At 68.2% G+C, this 17,055-nt stretch carries 18 protein-coding genes and 1 riboswitch; of the genes, 11 read left to right on the top strand and 7 right to left on the bottom strand.

Features of this window, described 5'->3' with window-relative positions:
- Positions 1-83: 83 nt before the first annotated feature.
- Positions 84-277: riboswitch (cobalamin riboswitch) on the bottom strand.
- A 110-nt stretch (positions 278-387) separates the two neighbouring features.
- Positions 388-1,434 (bottom strand): AraC family transcriptional regulator, encoded by a 1,047-nt coding sequence (locus DIE17_RS14475; RefSeq protein ID WP_124666803.1) that lies wholly within the window; start codon positions 1,432-1,434, stop codon positions 388-390.
- A 169-nt stretch (positions 1,435-1,603) separates the two neighbouring features.
- On the opposite strand from DIE17_RS14475, the gene DIE17_RS14470 reads away from it, so the two are divergent.
- The 5 genes from DIE17_RS14470 to DIE17_RS14450 are packed head-to-tail and all read left to right on the top strand — an operon-like array spanning position 1,604 to position 5,365.
- Positions 1,604-1,948, top strand: a complete 345-nt coding sequence (locus tag DIE17_RS14470; RefSeq protein WP_124666804.1) for a hypothetical protein — start codon at positions 1,604-1,606, stop codon at positions 1,946-1,948.
- A complete protein-coding gene (locus DIE17_RS14465; protein ID WP_124666805.1) occupies positions 1,938-2,570 on the top strand; it encodes a Dabb family protein in 633 nt (210 codons plus the stop codon). The genes DIE17_RS14470 and DIE17_RS14465 overlap by 11 nt, the downstream gene beginning before the upstream one ends.
- Before the next feature lie 56 nt (positions 2,571-2,626).
- Positions 2,627-3,619, top strand: a complete 993-nt coding sequence (locus tag DIE17_RS14460; protein ID WP_124666806.1) for an NADP-dependent oxidoreductase — start codon at positions 2,627-2,629, stop codon at positions 3,617-3,619.
- A gap of 44 nt (positions 3,620-3,663) precedes the next feature.
- Positions 3,664-4,539: an SDR family NAD(P)-dependent oxidoreductase gene (locus tag DIE17_RS14455; RefSeq protein ID WP_124666807.1), complete on the top strand. Its 876-nt coding sequence runs from the start codon at positions 3,664-3,666 to the stop codon at positions 4,537-4,539.
- Between the two features lies 1 nt (position 4,540).
- Positions 4,541-5,365: an SDR family NAD(P)-dependent oxidoreductase gene (locus DIE17_RS14450; RefSeq protein WP_124645883.1), complete on the top strand. Its 825-nt coding sequence runs from the start codon at positions 4,541-4,543 to the stop codon at positions 5,363-5,365.
- 55 nt (positions 5,366-5,420) lie between these two features.
- Here the strand turns inward: DIE17_RS14450 and DIE17_RS14445 are convergent, their stop codons facing one another.
- The 4 genes from DIE17_RS14445 to DIE17_RS14430 form a co-directional block, all read right to left on the bottom strand.
- A complete protein-coding gene (locus tag DIE17_RS14445; RefSeq protein ID WP_124523997.1) occupies positions 5,421-5,678 on the bottom strand; it encodes a hypothetical protein in 258 nt (85 codons plus the stop codon).
- Positions 5,679-5,809: 131 nt separating this feature from the next.
- On the bottom strand, positions 5,810-6,784 hold the full coding sequence (locus DIE17_RS14440) for a threo-3-hydroxy-L-aspartate ammonia-lyase (protein WP_044844612.1): 975 nt from the start codon (positions 6,782-6,784) through the stop codon (positions 5,810-5,812).
- Between the two features lie 57 nt (positions 6,785-6,841).
- Positions 6,842-7,480 (bottom strand): transcriptional regulator, encoded by a 639-nt coding sequence (locus DIE17_RS14435; protein ID WP_124523999.1) that lies wholly within the window; start codon positions 7,478-7,480, stop codon positions 6,842-6,844.
- The gene (locus tag DIE17_RS14430; RefSeq protein ID WP_124666808.1) at positions 7,477-7,998 is read right to left on the bottom strand and encodes a YbaK/prolyl-tRNA synthetase associated domain-containing protein; all 522 of its coding nucleotides are present in this window, start codon (positions 7,996-7,998) and stop codon (positions 7,477-7,479) included. The genes DIE17_RS14435 and DIE17_RS14430 overlap by 4 nt, the downstream gene beginning before the upstream one ends.
- A gap of 412 nt (positions 7,999-8,410) precedes the next feature.
- On the opposite strand from DIE17_RS14430, the gene DIE17_RS14425 reads away from it, so the two are divergent.
- The gene (locus DIE17_RS14425) at positions 8,411-9,997 is read left to right on the top strand and encodes an isocitrate lyase (RefSeq protein ID WP_044844609.1); all 1,587 of its coding nucleotides are present in this window, start codon (positions 8,411-8,413) and stop codon (positions 9,995-9,997) included.
- Between the two features lie 64 nt (positions 9,998-10,061).
- On the opposite strand, the gene DIE17_RS14420 is transcribed toward DIE17_RS14425, so the two are convergent.
- Both DIE17_RS14420 and DIE17_RS14415 read right to left on the bottom strand, forming a co-directional pair.
- Complete coding sequence (locus DIE17_RS14420; protein ID WP_044844608.1) at positions 10,062-10,778, bottom strand: EthD domain-containing protein; 717 nt, start codon at positions 10,776-10,778, stop codon at positions 10,062-10,064.
- A 51-nt stretch (positions 10,779-10,829) separates the two neighbouring features.
- The gene (locus DIE17_RS14415; RefSeq protein WP_124921068.1) at positions 10,830-11,351 is read right to left on the bottom strand and encodes a nuclear transport factor 2 family protein; all 522 of its coding nucleotides are present in this window, start codon (positions 11,349-11,351) and stop codon (positions 10,830-10,832) included.
- Positions 11,352-11,561: 210 nt separating this feature from the next.
- On the opposite strand from DIE17_RS14415, the gene DIE17_RS14410 reads away from it, so the two are divergent.
- The 5 genes from DIE17_RS14410 to DIE17_RS14385 all read left to right on the top strand — a co-directional run bounded on the left by DIE17_RS14410 (position 11,562) and on the right by DIE17_RS14385 (position 17,048).
- Positions 11,562-12,062, top strand: a complete 501-nt coding sequence (locus DIE17_RS14410) for a nuclear transport factor 2 family protein (RefSeq protein WP_124921067.1) — start codon at positions 11,562-11,564, stop codon at positions 12,060-12,062.
- Positions 12,063-12,119: 57 nt separating this feature from the next.
- Positions 12,120-12,986 (top strand): SDR family NAD(P)-dependent oxidoreductase, encoded by an 867-nt coding sequence (locus DIE17_RS14405; RefSeq protein WP_124666810.1) that lies wholly within the window; start codon positions 12,120-12,122, stop codon positions 12,984-12,986.
- 9 nt (positions 12,987-12,995) lie between these two features.
- Entirely contained in the window at positions 12,996-13,751 is a 756-nt protein-coding gene (locus DIE17_RS14400) for an SDR family NAD(P)-dependent oxidoreductase (RefSeq protein ID WP_124645880.1), read from the top strand.
- Between the two features lie 131 nt (positions 13,752-13,882).
- Entirely contained in the window at positions 13,883-14,659 is a 777-nt protein-coding gene (locus DIE17_RS14395; protein WP_124484724.1) for a glucose 1-dehydrogenase, read from the top strand.
- Positions 14,660-15,182: 523 nt separating this feature from the next.
- On the top strand, positions 15,183-17,048 hold the full coding sequence (locus tag DIE17_RS14385; RefSeq protein ID WP_124666811.1) for a phosphoenolpyruvate carboxykinase (GTP): 1,866 nt from the start codon (positions 15,183-15,185) through the stop codon (positions 17,046-17,048).
- The last annotated feature ends 7 nt before the right edge of the window (positions 17,049-17,055 follow it).

The following is a 17,055-nucleotide window of genomic DNA, read 5'->3' as shown; positions in this document are numbered from 1 at the left end:
GTCCTGAGGTCGGGCCGTCCATGCAACGGGGCGACCGCCAAAGGCGGTGCTGGCGCATCGGGACACCCCGCCCGGTGCGGCTGCTTGGACCTCGGGTCGATGGCAGGTCTCCTGGCTCGCGGGTCGCGATTCGCACCGGCCTTCCCGGTTTCCCAGTGGCATGGGGTGGTGCGGATTCGCCGCTCACAGTTGCGGGGGCAGCCGCAGATTCGAGGCACGGCCTCTCCTGCGTTCCCTTTTGATCCCGTTCCCGGGAACCATCAGCGCGCAAGCGTAATGGCGAGCGCGCCGGCGCGTCAATTATCGAAGTGCGCAGGGATGCGAAAAAACGTCAGTGTTCGCCGGATGCTTTCTAAATCATTTCAATTCGAGCCTTCGCACCGCGTTTCATGTCTGACGAAACGCACCGCCGGCGGCGCTGCAATCGCGCCGGAACCGGCTCGGCGCGATGCCCGTCCATCGCACGAACGCCCGCCGAAACGCTTCTTCGCCACCGAACCCGAGATGCGCGGCGATTCGCGCGACCGGCCAGTCCGACTCGCGCAGGCAGCGCCGCGCGACGTCGGCGAGGCACTGTTCGCGCAATGCGTGATAGCCGCTGCCTTCGGCCGCCAGCCGCCGCCGCAACGTCGCTTCGCTGACGCCGAGCCATGTCGCCAGCGCCGCGAGCGCGGGCAGCGCCTGTTCGCGCGCGAGCGCCGCATCGAGAAAGCCGCGCACCTGCTGCGCCCATGACACGACGGCCGGCGCGGCATCGATCAGCCCAAACGGAAAATCGACGAGAAACGCGGCCAGCTCGCCCGGCTGGCGGATCACGCGTGCATCGAGCCGCACCGCGTCGAACGCGAAGCCGTAGGTCTTGCGGCCGACGTCGACCGGCGCGTTGAACAGCCCGAGCAGCGGCATTGCGTCTTCGCGGCGCGGATGGCCGAGCCAGACTTCGTCCGGCCGCAGCGGCTGCCCGATCAGCCAGCCGAACAGTTGCAGATAGCAGAACAGCCCCGTCAGGTCGACGAGGCACGCGGCGGGGCTGCGCGTGCGGCGCAGCGAATCCATCCGGAACGTCGCGCGTCCGTCGCGCACCGCGAGCGACAGCGCGCCGGCGCGCGGCGTCAGCATCTCGCAGAACTCGGCGGCGCAGCGGATCGCGTCGGCGAGCGTCGCGCAACTGAGCAGGCACCGGCACATCAGGTCGACTTCCTGCTTGCGCATCGGCGGATGGCCGTCGCCGCGCGCGACCTGCGCCTCGAGCCGCTCGATCGCGTCGCGGTACAGCGCGACGAAGCCGCCGTGTGTCGTCGTCGACGCAGCAGCAACGGCAGGCGGCGCAGGCCGTTGCGCCGGCGGCACGCCGCTGCGCGCCAGTTCGTCGAGCAGACGGGCACCGAAGCCCGGCAGCACGCGGCCGCGTGCCGGCAATGCGCGCTGTTTCATATGTCTCCCGGTTTGAGCGTCCTGACAGGGGCCGGTGAGCGCGCCGGTAGGGGTTCGCCGACCGCCGCCACGCAAGAATGCTACTCACGCCGGCCGCTTCCGGCCTCGCCGGAACGGCGTAGGCGGCCGGCATCGCATCCCGCCACGAACCACCCGAGACGACCCGCGAATGATTCAGATCGTAGACGAAATCACCCTCGCGCCCGAGCGCATTCCCGACGTGCTGGCGCTGCTGCGCGACCGCTATTTGCCGGGCCACGCGGCACGCGGACTGACGGCGGCCGGCCGCTGGGTGTCGCCGCCCGTCGCGGTGCCGGGGCAGCCGAGCACGCTGTGGCTGACGTGGCAGGTCGCCGATGCGCCGTCGTACTACCGGATTCGCGCGTTGACCGACGGCGACGTGGTTGCGTTCTGGATGGCCGTCGACGCACTGTGCGACGCCCGCCGCCGCCATGTGATGACGGATGCCGATGCGCCGCTGTCCGCACTGACGGAGATCGACCATGCGGCATGACACGGCTCAGATATTCGTTTCGGCGACCGGCGATGCCGGCGCATTCGAGCACGCGTTGCGCGATGCCGCGCAGGCGTTGCCCGGCGCGACCCGCGTGGCGCTCGCGCGCAATCTCGACGGCTGCTGGGGCGCGGGCGACTACACGCTCGACGTGCTGCGCGACGAACGGGCGACCGGCCACGCGACGGATTTCGCCGCGCTGGCCGGCCTGCCGGGCGTCGTGCGGATCGACGGCGCGGCGTGTCATGCGATCGGCGGCGGCCTGCGCGAACCGGCGCTGCGCGACGGCGTATGGCGCACGCTGATGCTGCGCGTGCGGCCCACGGCCGGCGAAGCGCAGGTGGGCGATCTCGAGCGCGAACTGCTGCGCATGCCGGCATTCATGCCCGGGATCCGCAACTGGCGGCTGAGCCGGATCGTGACGCCGGGCATGTGGACCCACGTCTGGCAACAGGAATTCGCGCACGTCGGCGATCTGCTCGGCGAATACCTGCTGCATCCGTATCACTGGGGCTGGGTCGACCGCCGCTTCGACGCCGAAAGCCCCGACTGGACGGTCGAGGCGATCTCGCACGCGTTCTGTCCGCTCGCGTCGAGCCTGCTGGCCGACACGGCGGCGTGACGCGCGACGCGCACGCGACCCGCCGCAATGCAAACGACAACACCGGAGACACCACCATGCGAGCCTTGCTGATCGACCGCGTCGGCCATTCCGACGCGCTGCGACTGGCCGACGTTCCCGCCCCGAAGCCGGGCCCCGGCGATGTGCTGATCCGCGTCGCGTACGCGGGCGTCAATCCCGCCGACTGGAAATGCCGCGAAGGCTATCTCGGCGCGTTCATGCAAATGACGTTTCCATTCGTGATCGGGTTCGACGCGGCAGGTGTGGTGGCGGCGGTCGGCGACGGCGTCGAAGGTGTCGCGCCCGGGATGCGCGTATTCGCGCAGACCGACGTCGGCGCGGGGCGCTGGGGCGCGTATGCGGAATACGTCGCGGTGCGGCACGACTCGGTCGTGCGCCTGCCCGACGCGGTCGGCTTCGCGGAAGCGGCCGCCACGCCGACGCCCGCGCTGGCCGCATGGGCCGGCCTGTTCGACGACGGCGGGCTGCGGGCCGGGCAAACCGTGCTCGTGCACGGCGGCGCGGGCGCGGTCGGCACCTTCGCGATCCAGCTTGCCGCCCAGGCCGGCGCACGCGTCGTGGCGACGTGCTCGGCGCGCAACCGCCCGAGCGTCGAAGCGCTCGGCGCGGCGGCGAGCATCGACTATCGCGCGCAGGACATCGCGACGGCCGTGCGGGCGTGGGCGCCCGGCGGCGTCGATCTCGTGCTCGATGCGGTCGGCGGCGACACGCTGCCCGCCGCACTCGACCTGCTGGCGCCGGGCGGCACGCTCGTGACCATCATGACGCTCGCGCCCGGCGATGCGCAGCGGCTGGCCGCGACGGGCGCGGAGGCCGCGCGGCGCGGGCTGCGCACCGCGATGACCTACAGCCGGATGCCGAGCGGCGCCACGCTTTCATCGATCGCCGAGCGGCTCGGCATGCGCACGCTGCGCGTGCCGCGCTTCGACAGTTTTCCGCTCGAACAGGCGGCGCGCGCGCTCGACCTCGTTCAAACGGGCGACGCGAAAACCAAGTTCGTGCTGCACGTTGCGGATATCGCGGGCTGACGCATAACGCTCCCCGACACACCATCACCTACACCGGAGACATCATGACCGACCACCGAACCGCGACGCTCGCGGGCAAATGCGCGCTCGTGACCGGCGCGAGCCGCGGCATCGGCCGCGCGATCGCGCAGCGCCTCGCAGCCGAAGGCGCGACCGTCGTCGTGACGGCGCGCAGCCTCACGCACTCGGCGACGACCGCCGGCACGCTCGCCGAAACGGTCGCGCTGATCGAGCAGGCCGGCGGCCGCGCGATCGCACTCGCGGCCGACCTGTCGAAGCCGGCCGAGCGCGATGCGCTCGTCGCGCGCGCGGCCGAGGCGGCCGGCGGCCTCGACATCCTCGTGAACAACGCGGGCGTGGCCGACTACGCGTGCGTCGACGCGATGCCGATGACGATGTTCGACGCGACGATCGAACACTACCTGCGCATTCCGTTCGCACTGAGCCAGGCCGCGATTCCGCTGATGCGCGCGCGCGGCGCCGGCTGGATCGTGAACGTCGGCTCGGTCACCGCGCTCGCACCGCTGCGGCCGTTCGACGACTTCGCGCGCGCGGGCGGCGCGACCGTCTATGCGGCGGTCAAGGCCGCGCTGTCGCGTTTCACGCAGGGGCTCGCAGCCGAACTCGAAGCCGACGGCATCGCGGTGAACCTGGTCGCGCCGAGCACCGCGATCCGCACGCCGGGCGCGGCCCGCTATATCCCCGAAGGCTATCCGACCGAGGACGTCGCGTATCTGGCGGAAACCGCGCTCGCGCTGTGCAGCCTGCCGGCGCGCGAGCGCACGGGCCTCGTCACGCACAGCCTGCATTTTCCGATGTCGCAGGCGCTCGCGGTGCGCTCGCTCGACGGCCGCACGCCGTTGCCGCCGCCCGAGATTCCGGCGTACGCGCATCCCCATATCGACCCGGCAGGACTGTGACATGACGAACCCGATTCGCTTCGACGGCGGCACCGCCGTGATCACCGGCGCGGCCAGCGGCATCGGCAGCGGGCTCGCGCGCCACGCGGCCGCGCTCGGGATGCGCGTGGTGCTGGCCGACCTCGACCCGGCGAAGCTCGACGCGTTCGCCGCGACGCTCGACACCGACGTGCTGTGCGTGCCGACCGACGTGAGCCGCCCGGAAGCCGTCGACGCGCTGGCCGACGCCGCCTGGCGGCGCTTCGGCGGCGTCGACCTGCTGTTCAACAACGCGGGCGTGATGGCGACCGGCTTCAGCTGGGAAATCACGCCGGAGCGCTTCGAGCGCAGCGTCGCGATCAACGTGCACGGCGTGATGAACGGGATCCGCAGCTTCGTGCCGCGCATGCTCGAGCGCAACGTGCCGGCGCGCGTCGTCAATACCGCGTCGGTCGGCGGGTTCCTGCCGAGCCCGCTGATGTCGCCTTACTCGGCGACGAAATTCGCGGTGGTCGCGCTGACCGAATCGCTGTACGGCGAACTGAAGATGCTCGGCGCGCCGGTCGGCGTGTCGCTGCTCGCGCCGGGCCCGGTGCAGACGGGCATCTTCAACGACCCGTTCGGCGCCGCGCACGACCGGCCCGAAGTACAGGGCTTCGTCGATACGATGCGCGCGATGCTGAACGCGCATGGGCTCACGCCCGACGCGTTCGCGGCGCGCGCGTTCGACGGCATTCGCGACGGGCGCTACTGGCTGATTCCACAGCCGGAGACGCTCGACGGCGCGCTGCAGCGGCGCACCGCGGACATCCTCGCCGCGCGCGATCCGTCGCTGCCGTCGTTGTGATGGCGTGACGCGGGCCGGCCGACCGACGCGGCCGGCTCACGCAGCGTGACCCGCGTTACATATGCATGCCGCCGTGCGTGCGGCCGCTCGGGTCGCCGCCGCGATCGGGCGGCGTATTGTTCTGATCGATCTTCGCGAGCACGAAGCCGGCATGCGGCAGCGCGGCGGGCGAACGGTGGGCTGCCTGCGCGACCGAGGCGTGCGGTGCGTGCAGCAGCGTGGCGGGAAAACCGGATGACGTCACGCCCGGTTGAGCGAACGCCGAAAGGGATGCTGCCGCGAGGGCGGCGGCGACGATCGCGTGCGTGTTCATGGTGACTCCTTCTTCACGACTGACTGCGGGACAACGCATTCAGTCTAGGGCGCGAAACTTAACGCGGCGTGAAGGAGCGGCGGCGCGCGGATGACAGGATGTTCATGCGGTCATCCGCGCGCCGCGACGCATTACGCGGAGGCGGACACCAGCGCGCAGAAGTTCTCGAGATCGACGTTGCCGCCGCTGATCACGATGCCGACGCGCTTGCCTTGCAGTTCGTCCTTCATCCGGCGCGCGGCCGCGAACGACAGGCAGCCGGTCGGCTCGACGACAATCTTCATACGGGTCGCGAAGAAGCGCATGCAGTCGACCAGCTCCGCGTCGGTCGCGGTCAGGATGTCGTCGACGTCGCGCCGCAGGATCGGGAACGTCAGGTTGCCGAGGTGCTGCGTCTGCGCGCCGTCGGCGATCGTGCGCGGCGTGTCGATATGGACGATCGACCCGGACCGGAACGATTGCTGGCCGTCGTTGCCGGCTTCCGGCTCGACGCCGTACAGCTTCGCATGCGGCGACAGCGCGCGCGTCGCGAGCGCCGTGCCCGACAGCAGGCCGCCGCCGCCGAGCGGCGTGAAGACCGCGTCGAGCGGCCCGACTTCGTCGAACAGTTCCTTCGCCGCCGTGCCCTGGCCCGCGATCACGTCCGCGTGGTCGTAGGGCGGCACCAGCGTGAGCCCGTGTTTTTCCGCGAGTTCGCGGCCGATCTGCTCGCGGTCCTCGGTATAGCGGTCGTAGGTCACGACGTTGCCGCCGTAGCCGCGCGTCGCGGCCATCTTCGCGGCCGGCGCGTCCTGCGGCATCACGATCGTCGCGGGGATGCCGAGGATGCGCGCCGACAGCGCGATCGCCTGCGCATGGTTGCCGGACGAGAACGCGACGACGCCGTGGCGCCGCTGCGTCGCGTCGAAGCGCGACAACGCGTTGAACGCGCCGCGGAACTTGAACGCGCCCATGCGCTGCAGGTTCTCGCACTTGAAGAACACCTGCGCGCCGAGCGCTTCGTCGATCGTGCGCGACGTCATCACGGGCGTGCGGTGCGCGTGGCCATCGAGCCGCGCCGCGGCGGCCGCAACGTCGTCGTAGGTGGGGAGGGTCGGAGTGTTCATGAGTCGCTCGTCGGAAGAGTCAGTCAACAGGTAAGCGGGGCGCGCCGCGGGCACGCGTCATTTCGCATCGTTGTATACAGTGGCGCGCGACACGCCGAGGTGCTGCGCGACGATTTCCATCGCGCGGCGCACCTCGAGGAAGCCGTCCGCTTTCAGCGTTTGCATCAGCTCGCGGCGCTGGTCGGTCTTCAGCTCGCGCGGCGTGGTCGCGAGGCGCGTCGCGAACGCGTCGATGCGCTGCCGGATCGCGTCCGCGCCGGCCGGGTCGAGCGTTTCGGCGACCGGCGCGCCTTCGGTGCTGCAGAACTGGTTCAGCATCCCCTGGAAGCCGCGGAACAGCGTGACGTCCGCGTTCAGGCACAGCGCGGCCACATAGCGGCCGCCCGAGTCCTTGATGCCGATCGACGTGCTTTTCGCGGTGCGGCCGTCGGCGAAGCGGTTCGCGTAGTTCGCGAGCACCTGGGGGAAGTCGTCGTCCGCGATGCGGGCGAGCCCGAGTTCGGTCGCCGGATCGCCGATCGCGCGGCCCGACAGGTTGTTGTGGATCGCGAGGATCGCGTGCTCCGGCGTGCGCAGGTCGTGCACGACGACTTCGGTGAACGGCGCGAACATCGCGCCGAGCCCTTCGGCGATGCGCAGCACCTGCTCGATCAGCGACGCCTGTTCCGACTGCGGCCTGGGGCGGGGCGTGGTCATGCGCCGGCCTCGAGCACGGGCGCGCCGGTCGTTTCCGGCCGCGTGATGTCGGCCAGCAGCGGGCGGGCGATCCGCACGTAGTCGGACGCGTCGAGCACGACCGAGCGGTCGAGGCGGCCTGCGTTGAACGCGATTTCGTCGTTGAGTTCGATCAGGGCAGGGTCGACGACGAGCGTCACGTTCGCGTCGAACACGAACGGCGGCACGGCGCCCATCACGCAGCGCGTGACCGCGGCGGCGAGTTCGGGCGGCGCGAGCGTCGCCTTGCGGCGGCCGACCGCGTCGGCGACCTTGCGGAAGTCGATCTTCAGGTGGCCGGGGATCACCGCGAGCGCGGTGGCGTCGCCGCCGTCCTTGAACGTGCAGAGCATCGCTTTCGCGCCCTGTTCGGGACGCGTGCCGCGAAGCGCGGCGATCGCGTCGGATTTGCCTTCGGCCGGGTGATCGAGCACGCGGAACCGCGCGCCCGAGGTGTTCAGCAGTTCGCACAGCGCGTCGAAGACGGGGTAGTCGCTCATGGGGTTCCAGGCAGGAGGGCGCGCATCGCGGTACGCGGGAACGGCGCCTGTCGGTTCGCCGTCGATGGATTGTCCAAGTATAGACGTTTTGTCATGTCGGTGGCAAAAGCGCGAAACATGAATCGCCGAGCCTGTCCTCCCACCAACTGCCGAAAGGCCGTTTCATATCGCGGAATGTGCGCCGAATTCCGGCCGCATCGTCTTCCCGCCGCTTGAAAACCTGTTTTGCATCGCAAAACGCGTTACTTATCTCATTGAAAAACAAGAAGAATTTATATCTTATGTCTTATATAAGAGTTGCTCGACAGTGCGTCGCGGGGCGTTACCATTGAGTCCATGCAGTTCGCTTCGTCACACGGAGCGGGCACGCTGAACCCTTTACTCAAATGCGCTTCGTTCCCAGGAGATTGACATGTCCCAATATCAAGACGACATCAAGGCAGTGGCTGGCTTGAAGGAAAACCACGGCAGCGCGTGGAATGCCATCAGCCCCGAGTATGCGGCCCGCATGCGTGCCCAGAACAAGTTCAAGACGGGGCTCGACATCGCGAAGTACACCGCGAAGATCATGCGCGCCGACATGGCCGCGTACGATGCCGACCCGGCCAAGTACACGCAGTCGCTGGGTTGCTGGCACGGCTTCATCGGCCAGCAGAAGATGATCTCCATCAAGAAGCACTTCAACAGCACCGAACGCCGTTACCTGTACCTGTCGGGCTGGATGGTCGCCGCGCTGCGCTCGGAGTTCGGCCCGCTGCCGGACCAGTCGATGCACGAAAAGACCTCGGTCAGCGCGCTGATCCGCGAGCTGTACACGTTCCTGCGCCAGGCCGATGCACGTGAACTCGGCGGCCTGTTCCGCGAGCTGGACGCCGCCAAGGACGCCGCTGCCAAGGCCGCGATCCAGGAAAAGATCGACAACCACGTGACGCACGTCGTGCCGATCATCGCCGACATCGACGCCGGTTTCGGCAACGCTGAAGCGACCTACCTGCTGGCCAAGCAGTTCATCGAAGCGGGCGCGTGCTGCATCCAGATCGAGAACCAGGTGTCCGACGAGAAGCAGTGCGGCCACCAGGACGGCAAGGTCACGGTGCCGCACGAGGACTTCCTCGCGAAGATCCGCGCGATCCGCTACGCGTTCCTGGAACTGGGCGTGGACGACGGCATCATCGTCGCCCGTACCGACTCGCTCGGCGCCGGCCTGACCAAGCAGATCGCCGTGACCAACGCGCCGGGCGACCTGGGCGACCAGTACAACGCGTTCCTCGACTGCGAGGAACTGTCGGCCGACCAGCTGGGCAACGGTGACGTCGTCATCAAGCGCGACGGCAAGCTGCTGCGTCCGAAGCGCCTGCCGAGCAACCTGTTCCAGTTCCGCGCCGGCACGGGCGAAGCACGCTGCGTGCTCGACTGCATCACGTCGCTGCAGAACGGCGCCGACCTGCTGTGGATCGAAACCGAAAAGCCGCACATCGCGCAGATCGGCGGCATGGTCAGCGAAATCCGCAAGGTCATCCCGAACGCGAAGCTGGTGTACAACAACAGCCCGTCGTTCAACTGGACGCTGAACTTCCGTCAGCAGGCATATGACGCGCTGAAGGCCGCGGGCAAGGACGTGTCGGCCTACGACCGCGCGCAGCTGATGAGCGTCGAGTACGACGAGACCGAACTGGCCAAGCTCGCCGACGAGAAGATCCGCACGTTCCAGGCCGATGCATCGCGTGAAGCCGGCATCTTCCATCACCTGATCACGCTGCCGACGTATCACACGGCCGCGCTGTCGACCGACAACCTCGCGAAGGAATACTTCGGCGACCAGGGCATGCTCGGCTACGTGGCCGGCGTGCAGCGCAAGGAAATCCGCCAGGGCATCGCGTGCGTCAAGCACCAGAACATGTCCGGCTCGGATATCGGCGACGACCACAAGGAATACTTCAGCGGCGAAGCAGCGCTGAAGGCGGCGGGCAAGGACAACACGATGAACCAGTTCTCGTAATCGTCATACCCGCGGCACGACGCCAACCCGTTCATGACGGGTTGGCGTTTTTTTTATCCGCGTTTTATCCGCGCACCGCCTTCACGACGTACTGGCTCGTCGGCACCACGTCGATCTTGTCGAAGTCGATGAAGCGTCCGCAGCTGTCCATCATCTCCGCGACGTTGCGCTGGAATTTCTCCTCGTCGCCGACCGCATCGAAGAACGCGTACGGATCGGTCATCGCCGCGGCCGGGAAGCACTCCTCGACGATCGCGTCGTAGCCGGGCGCCGCATGCGTGAGCGCGCGTACGACCACGTTCTGCACGTACAGGAAGTTATCCTGAGTATCGATCGCGACGCGCGTGTGATGGCCGTGCCACACATCGAGCCACGCTTCGTGCGTGAGGCGCGGCGGGCGCTTCAGGAACGCGAGCTGAGAGAAGCCGCTGGTGCGCTCGCCGGGCCGCGCCGGAAAGCGCGTGTTCGGAATCGGCTGCGATTCGGTGACCAGATACGCGGCCATGTGCGGGACGGCCGCGCGCACCGCGTCGTCGAACGGCTGGCGGAACATCGGGTTCGCACTGTCGATCCATACCGCGACGATGCCGTCGATGCCCGGGTGCGTGTTGGTCTGCTTGAGGCCGGCGGCCGGCGCGACGTCGGCGTCGGCGACGTTCACCTGCACGCCGTGCGCGCCGAGCGACAGCAGCTTGTCGGCGAGCTGCGCGCGCACGCTGCGGCTCCACGGCTCGGGCGCGGCCTGCGCGTCGCGCCACAACACGTAAATGACTTTCTCCATTGCTCCGGCTCCAGGGGGGAATGACGGGATCGGCGGCGCTGCCGCCGGGTTTCAGGAAGCGTTGACGGCCGAATCGGCCGGGCGCGTTGCGTCGTGCGCGTGCGGCGCGAAGCGGTTCGCGGTCAGCGTGAACGACGGCGGAATCGGCGACGTGACGGTTTCGAACAGGCGCTCGTGACGCGTCGCGTGAATGCGCCACACACCGTCGTGCTTCACGTACTGGTCGTCGTAGAACGCGGTGCCGTGCACCAGGTAGTCATCCTCGAGATTGATCGCGTGATCCTCGAGAAACCACACGCCGCACGCGTGACCGGCGGACACCAGCGTGAGCTCGGGATGATGGCCGTGATGCATCGTCAGGAAGGTCGGCTTGCCGATCAGCGCACGCAGGCTCGACACGAACGCGTCGCGGCCGTCGTACGCATAGCGGCCGCCTTGCAGGCGCACCTCGCAATCCTCCGTCACGCATTGTTCGAGCAACGCCCAGTCGTGCGTGTCGATCGCGCGGAAATACCGGTACTTCAGCTGGCGGATCTGCTCGTGCTCGTAGAGCGTGCGGGTCGTCTCGTCCATCGCCGTGTCTCGTGGTGGTGTCCTCCGATCTTAGGAACGAAGCCACTCATGTCACATCGTCTGTTCGGACGAACGCCGCGACGGCCGCGTGCATCTCCGCCTCCACGGACCATCGAGGTTCATCCAAACAGGTGATGGCCGGCCATTCGTGCGGCTGTAACGTGGCGTCGACGCGGCTTCGATCCGCGCACACGAGACCAAGGAGACGGCATGACCCCGATCGAACGAATGGAAGTGCGCGTGCGCAGGCTCGAGGACGCCGACGCGATTCGCCAGCTGAAGGCCCGCTACTTCACGTGCTGCGACCGGAAGGATCCGCAAGGGATGCGCGATTGTTTCGCGCCAGGCACCGTGCACATCGACTATGGCCGGATCGGCACGTTCGAGCATCGCGACGCGCTCGTCGACGTGTTCGAGCGGCTCGGCTGCCACCCGCACATCGTCGAGATGCACCACGGCGTGAATCCGCACATCACCGTGCTCGACGACACGCATGCGCGCGGCACGTGGGGGCTGCATTACCAGATGCTCGACACCGATGCGCGCACGCTCACGCAGCTCGGCGCGACCTACGACGATGAATACCGGAAGGTCGACGGCGAATGGAAAATCGCGGCCACGCGTTGCGTCGTCACGTCGACGCTGTCGGCCCGCTACGACGGCGATGCGCCTGGCGTGCTGTTCGCCGGCGCGCAGCCGTCTGCTGCATAACGAAACGACGCGCGCTCCCCGCGCCGGTCGAGAACATTCCCCCAGGAGACATCGAACATGACACAGAACCACGAGGCGCCGGTCGCCGTCGTGACGGGCGCGTCGCGCGGCGCAGGCAAGGGCATCGCGCGCGCGCTCGGCGCGGCCGGCATGACCGTCTACGTGACGGGCCGCTCGCAGAACGAAGGCGATGCGCCGCTGCCCGGCACGATCCACGAGACCGCGCGCGAGATCGACGCGCTCGGCGGCCGCGGGATCGCGGTCGCGTGCGACCACGCGGACGACGCGCAGGTGAAGGCGCTGTTCGAGCGTGTCGAACGGGAAAGCGGGCGGCTCGACATCCTCGTCAACAACGCGACGTACCTGCACGACCAGCTGATCCTGCCGGGCCCGTTCTGGGAGAAGCCGCTGGACCTCGTGAACATCCTCGACGTCGGGCTGCGTTCGGCCTATGTCGCGAGCTGGCATGCCGCGCCGCTGATGGCGAAGCGCCGCAGCGGGCTGATCGCGTTCACGTCGTCGTTCGGCGCGAGCTGCTACATGCACGGCGCCGCGTACGGCGCGCAGAAATCCGGCGTCGACAAGTTCGCGAAGGACATGGCGGTCGACCTGAAGCCGTTCGACGTCGCGGCCGTGTCGATCTGGATGGGGCCGCTGCGCACCGAGCGCACGACGCGCGTGTGGGACGAGCATCCGGACCTCTACAAGGAATTCTCGCTCGTCGCCGAAAGCCCCGAATTCACCGGCCGCGTGATTCACGCGATCCATGCCGATCCGCAGCGCATGGCGCTGTCCGGGCAGGTGCTGGTCGGCGCGGAAGCCGCGCTGCAATACGGCATTGCCGATCTCGACGGCAAACAGCCGCCGTCGTATCGCGAACTGCTCGGCGGCCCCGTGCAGGCGCATCCGGCAATTGTCGCTTAAGGAGCGCGCATGGGCATGCTCAAGGGCAAGGTCGCGCTCGTGACGGGCGCGGGGCAGGGCGTCGGGCAAGGCGTCGCGCACGCGCTCGCGGCCGAAGGCGCGCAGGTGGCGGTGGTCGGCCGCACGCGCGACAAGCTGGTCGCGACGTGCGATGCGATTCGCGCACGCGGCGGGGTCGCGGAGCCGTTCGTGTGCGACGTGATGGACGCCGCGCAGATCGTGCAGTGCGTCGACGCCGTGGTCGAGCGTTTTCGCGGCGTGCAGATCCTGATCAACAACGCGCAGGTCGTACCGCTCGGCCGCCTGCTCGACGTGACCGACGCGGATTTTCTCGCGGGCCTCGAATCGGGGCCGATCGCCACGCTGCGGATGATGCGCGCGTGTCATCCGCATCTGAAGGGCGATGGCGTGATCGTCAATTTCGCATCGTCGGCCGCGGTGCGCTGGGACACGTCGGGTTACGGCGCCTATGCGGCAACCAAGGAAGCGATTCGTGCGCTCACGCGTGCGGCGGCATGCGAATGGGGCGCCGACGGCATCCGCGTGAACGCGGTCGCGCCGCATGCGCTGTCGCCGGGGCTGAAGGGCTGGGTCGACGCGAACCCGGACGAGGCCGCCGCGTTCTTCCGCACGATCCCGCTCGGCCGCGTCGGCGACTGCGAGCAGGACATCGGGCGCGCGATCGTGTTTCTCGCGAGCCGTGACGCGGCCTACCTGACGGGCGCGACGCTGCCGCTCGACGGCGGGCAGGCGTACTGGGGCTGACGGCTGGCGCGGGATCGCCGCGTCGTCGTCAGCTCGTGATCGGCCGCGCACCGGCGTGCGGCCGGGCGTGGCGGCCAGCAAACGGAACCGGAACCGGAACTGAAATCGAAACGCATCGAAGAGAGAACGACATGAGTCGACTGGAAGGAAAGGTAGCGATCGTCACGGGCGGCGCGCGCGGAATGGGCGCGGCGACGTGCAGGCTGTTCGTCGAAGAGGGCGCGCGCGTCGTGATCGCCGACGTGCTCGACGCGGAAGGCGAGGCGCTTGCGCGCGAGCTCGGCGACGCCGCGCGCTTCATGCGGCTCGACGTGGCCGACGAAGCAAACTGGCAACGCGTGGCCGACGCGACCGTCGAGCAGTTCGGCCGCATCGACGTGCTCGTCAACAACGCGGCGGTGCTGATGTTCGGCGCGATCACCGAGTTGTCGAAACGCGATTTCGAGCGTGCGGTGTCGATCAATCTTGTCGGCACGTTCGTCGGCATCCATACGATCGCGCCGCGCATGATCGCGCAAAAGCGCGGGTCGATCGTCAACATTTCGTCGGTGGACGGGCTGCGCGGCGTGAATGCGCTGGCCGCCTACGTCTCGAGCAAATGGGGCGTGCGCGGGCTGACGAAGGTGGCGGCGCTCGAACTCGGCCACCAGGGCGTGCGCGTGAATTCGATCCATCCCGGTGGCGTGAACACCGCGATGTCGAACCCGACGGGCGCACCGCTCGACGAAGTCAACAAGCACTACACGCACGTGCCGCTGCAGCGTGTCGGCTTGCCTGAGGAAATCGCGCGCGCGACGCTGTTTCTCGCGAGTGACGAAGCGTCGTACTGCAACGGCGCCGAGCTGTCGGTCGACGGCGGGATGGCGGCGGGCGCGTATTACCCCGGATTGCCCGGCGCGCCGTTTTGAGCGGTAGCGTACACAACGCGTGCGCGACGGATGTTTGTGTACGCAACCTAATTCAGGGTTTGCCTGAGTAGCGAAAACGTGAATTCGGACGGCGACGGTTCGGGTGCATCGCATGCGAACGTGTCGCGCCGATTTTGCGCTTTTGCGAAACCCTTGCCGGACGGACGTTCCAGCCGTTTCGTCCCCAAAGCGCACACGGCGGCGCAAAAAAAGGACCTGCCGGCAAGCGGCGTGCCGGCGCGTCGACACAGTTGTTTCTTGTTGCAACGCAACGCCAGCCCAATAACGGCGATGGTATGCTGGCCGATATGGAGTTGTACGGCAGGTTGCTTGCATGGCGAAACTCGCGTTCGCACACTCATACGAGACATCACATTCTCTCGCCCGCATCGCGGCATCGACACGCGCTCCGCTCGCGCGTCCCGCCTTGCGCGTCGCTTCAACCTGCGCTCCGACCGCATTCCCCATCTCGCGGGCTCGCCCCGCATCCCCCATCCCCGCCCAATAATCTGGAGACATTCCCATGTCGCAAAACTCTTTGGCCGAAGCGACGCACGGCCCGCTGATCGCTCCCCCGGCATACGTCAAACATCGCAAGCTGATCGACTGGGTATCGCGGATCGCGGCGCTGACGGAGCCCGAGCGTGTCGTCTGGTGCGACGGCTCGCAGGAAGAAAACGACGCGCTGTGCCAGGCGATGGTCGACCAGGGCACGCTCACGCGCCTGAATCCGGCGAAGCGCCCGAACTCGTATCTCGCGCAGTCCGATCCGTCCGACGTCGCGCGCGTCGAGGACCGCACCTTCATCTGCACCGAATCGCCCGACGACGTCGGCCCGACCAACAACTGGATCGCGCCGGAAGAAATGCGCGAGACGCTGAACGGCCTGTTCCGCGGCTCGATGCGCGGCCGCACGCTGTACGTCGTGCCGTTCTCGATGGGCCCGCTCGGTTCGCCGATCGCGCACGTCGGCGTCGAGCTGTCCGACAGCCCGTACGTGGCCGTGAACATGCGGATCATGACGCGCATGGGCCGCGAGGTGTATGACGTGCTCGGCGAGGACGGCGAATTCGTGCCGTGCGTGCACAGCGTCGGGCATCCGCTCGAAGCGGGCCAGAATGACGTGCCGTGGCCGTGCAACCCGGTCAAGTACATCGTGCATTTCCCCGATACGCGTGAAATCTGGAGCTTCGGCTCCGGCTACGGCGGCAACGCGCTGCTCGGCAAGAAGTGCTTCGCGCTGCGCATCGCGTCGACGATGGGCCGCGACCAGGGCTGGCTCGCCGAACACATGCTGATCCTCGGCGTGACGTCGCCGGCCGGCAAGAAGTATCACGTCGCGGCCGCGTTCCCGTCCGCGTGCGGCAAGACCAACTTCGCGATGCTGATCCCGCCGCAGGGCTTCGACGGCTGGAAGGTCACGACGATCGGCGACGACATCGCGTGGCTGAAGCCCGGCCGCGACGGGCGCCTGTATGCGATCAACCCGGAAGCCGGCTTCTTCGGCGTCGCGCCGGGCACCGGCGTGAAGACCAACCCGAATGCGATCTCGACGCTGAAGGAGAACGTGATCTTCACGAACGTCGCGCTGACGGAAGACGGCGACGTGTGGTGGGAAGGCCTGACCGACACGCCGCCCGCGAAGCTGACGGACTGGCAGGGCAACCCGTGGACGCCGGAGATCGGCAAGGAAACGGGCCGCAAGGCCGCGCATCCGAACTCGCGTTTCACGGCGCCGGCATCGCAATGCCCGTCGATCGACGCGGACTGGGAGAACCCGGCCGGCGTGCCGATCGACGCGTTCATCTTCGGCGGCCGCCGCTCGACGACCGTGCCGCTCGTGACCGAGGCGCGCGACTGGGTCGAAGGCGTGTACATGGCCGCGACGATGGGCTCCGAGACGACCGCCGCCGCGGCCGGCCAGCAGGGTGTGGTGCGCCGCGACCCGTTCGCGATGCTGCCGTTCTGCGGCTACAACATGAGCGATTATTTCGCGCACTGGCTGAAGCTCGGCAAGCAGCTCGAAGGCGCGGGCGCGACGCTGCCGAAGATCTACTGCGTGAACTGGTTCCGCAAGGACGCGAACGGCAAGTTCGTGTGGCCGGGCTTCGGCGAGAACATGCGCGTGCTGAAGTGGATGCTCGATCGCCTCGAAGGCAACGGCGGCGGCGGCGAACATGCGTTCGGCGTGTCGCCGGCGTATGACGACCTGCATTGGGACGGGCTCGACTTCACGCGCGAGCAGTTCGAGGCGGTCACGTCGATGAATGCAAGCGAATGGCGCGAGGAACTGAAGCTGCATGCGGCGCTGTTCGACACGCTGAAGCTGCGTCTGCCCGCGGAGCTGACCGAGACGATGAGGAACATCGAACAGCGTATCGGCGGCTGACGATGCG

It is taken from the genome of Burkholderia sp. Bp9099 (assembly GCF_003857805.1).
Taxonomy (GTDB): Bacteria; Pseudomonadota; Gammaproteobacteria; order Burkholderiales; family Burkholderiaceae; genus Burkholderia.
This window is presented reverse-complemented; position numbering and strand designations above follow the sequence as displayed.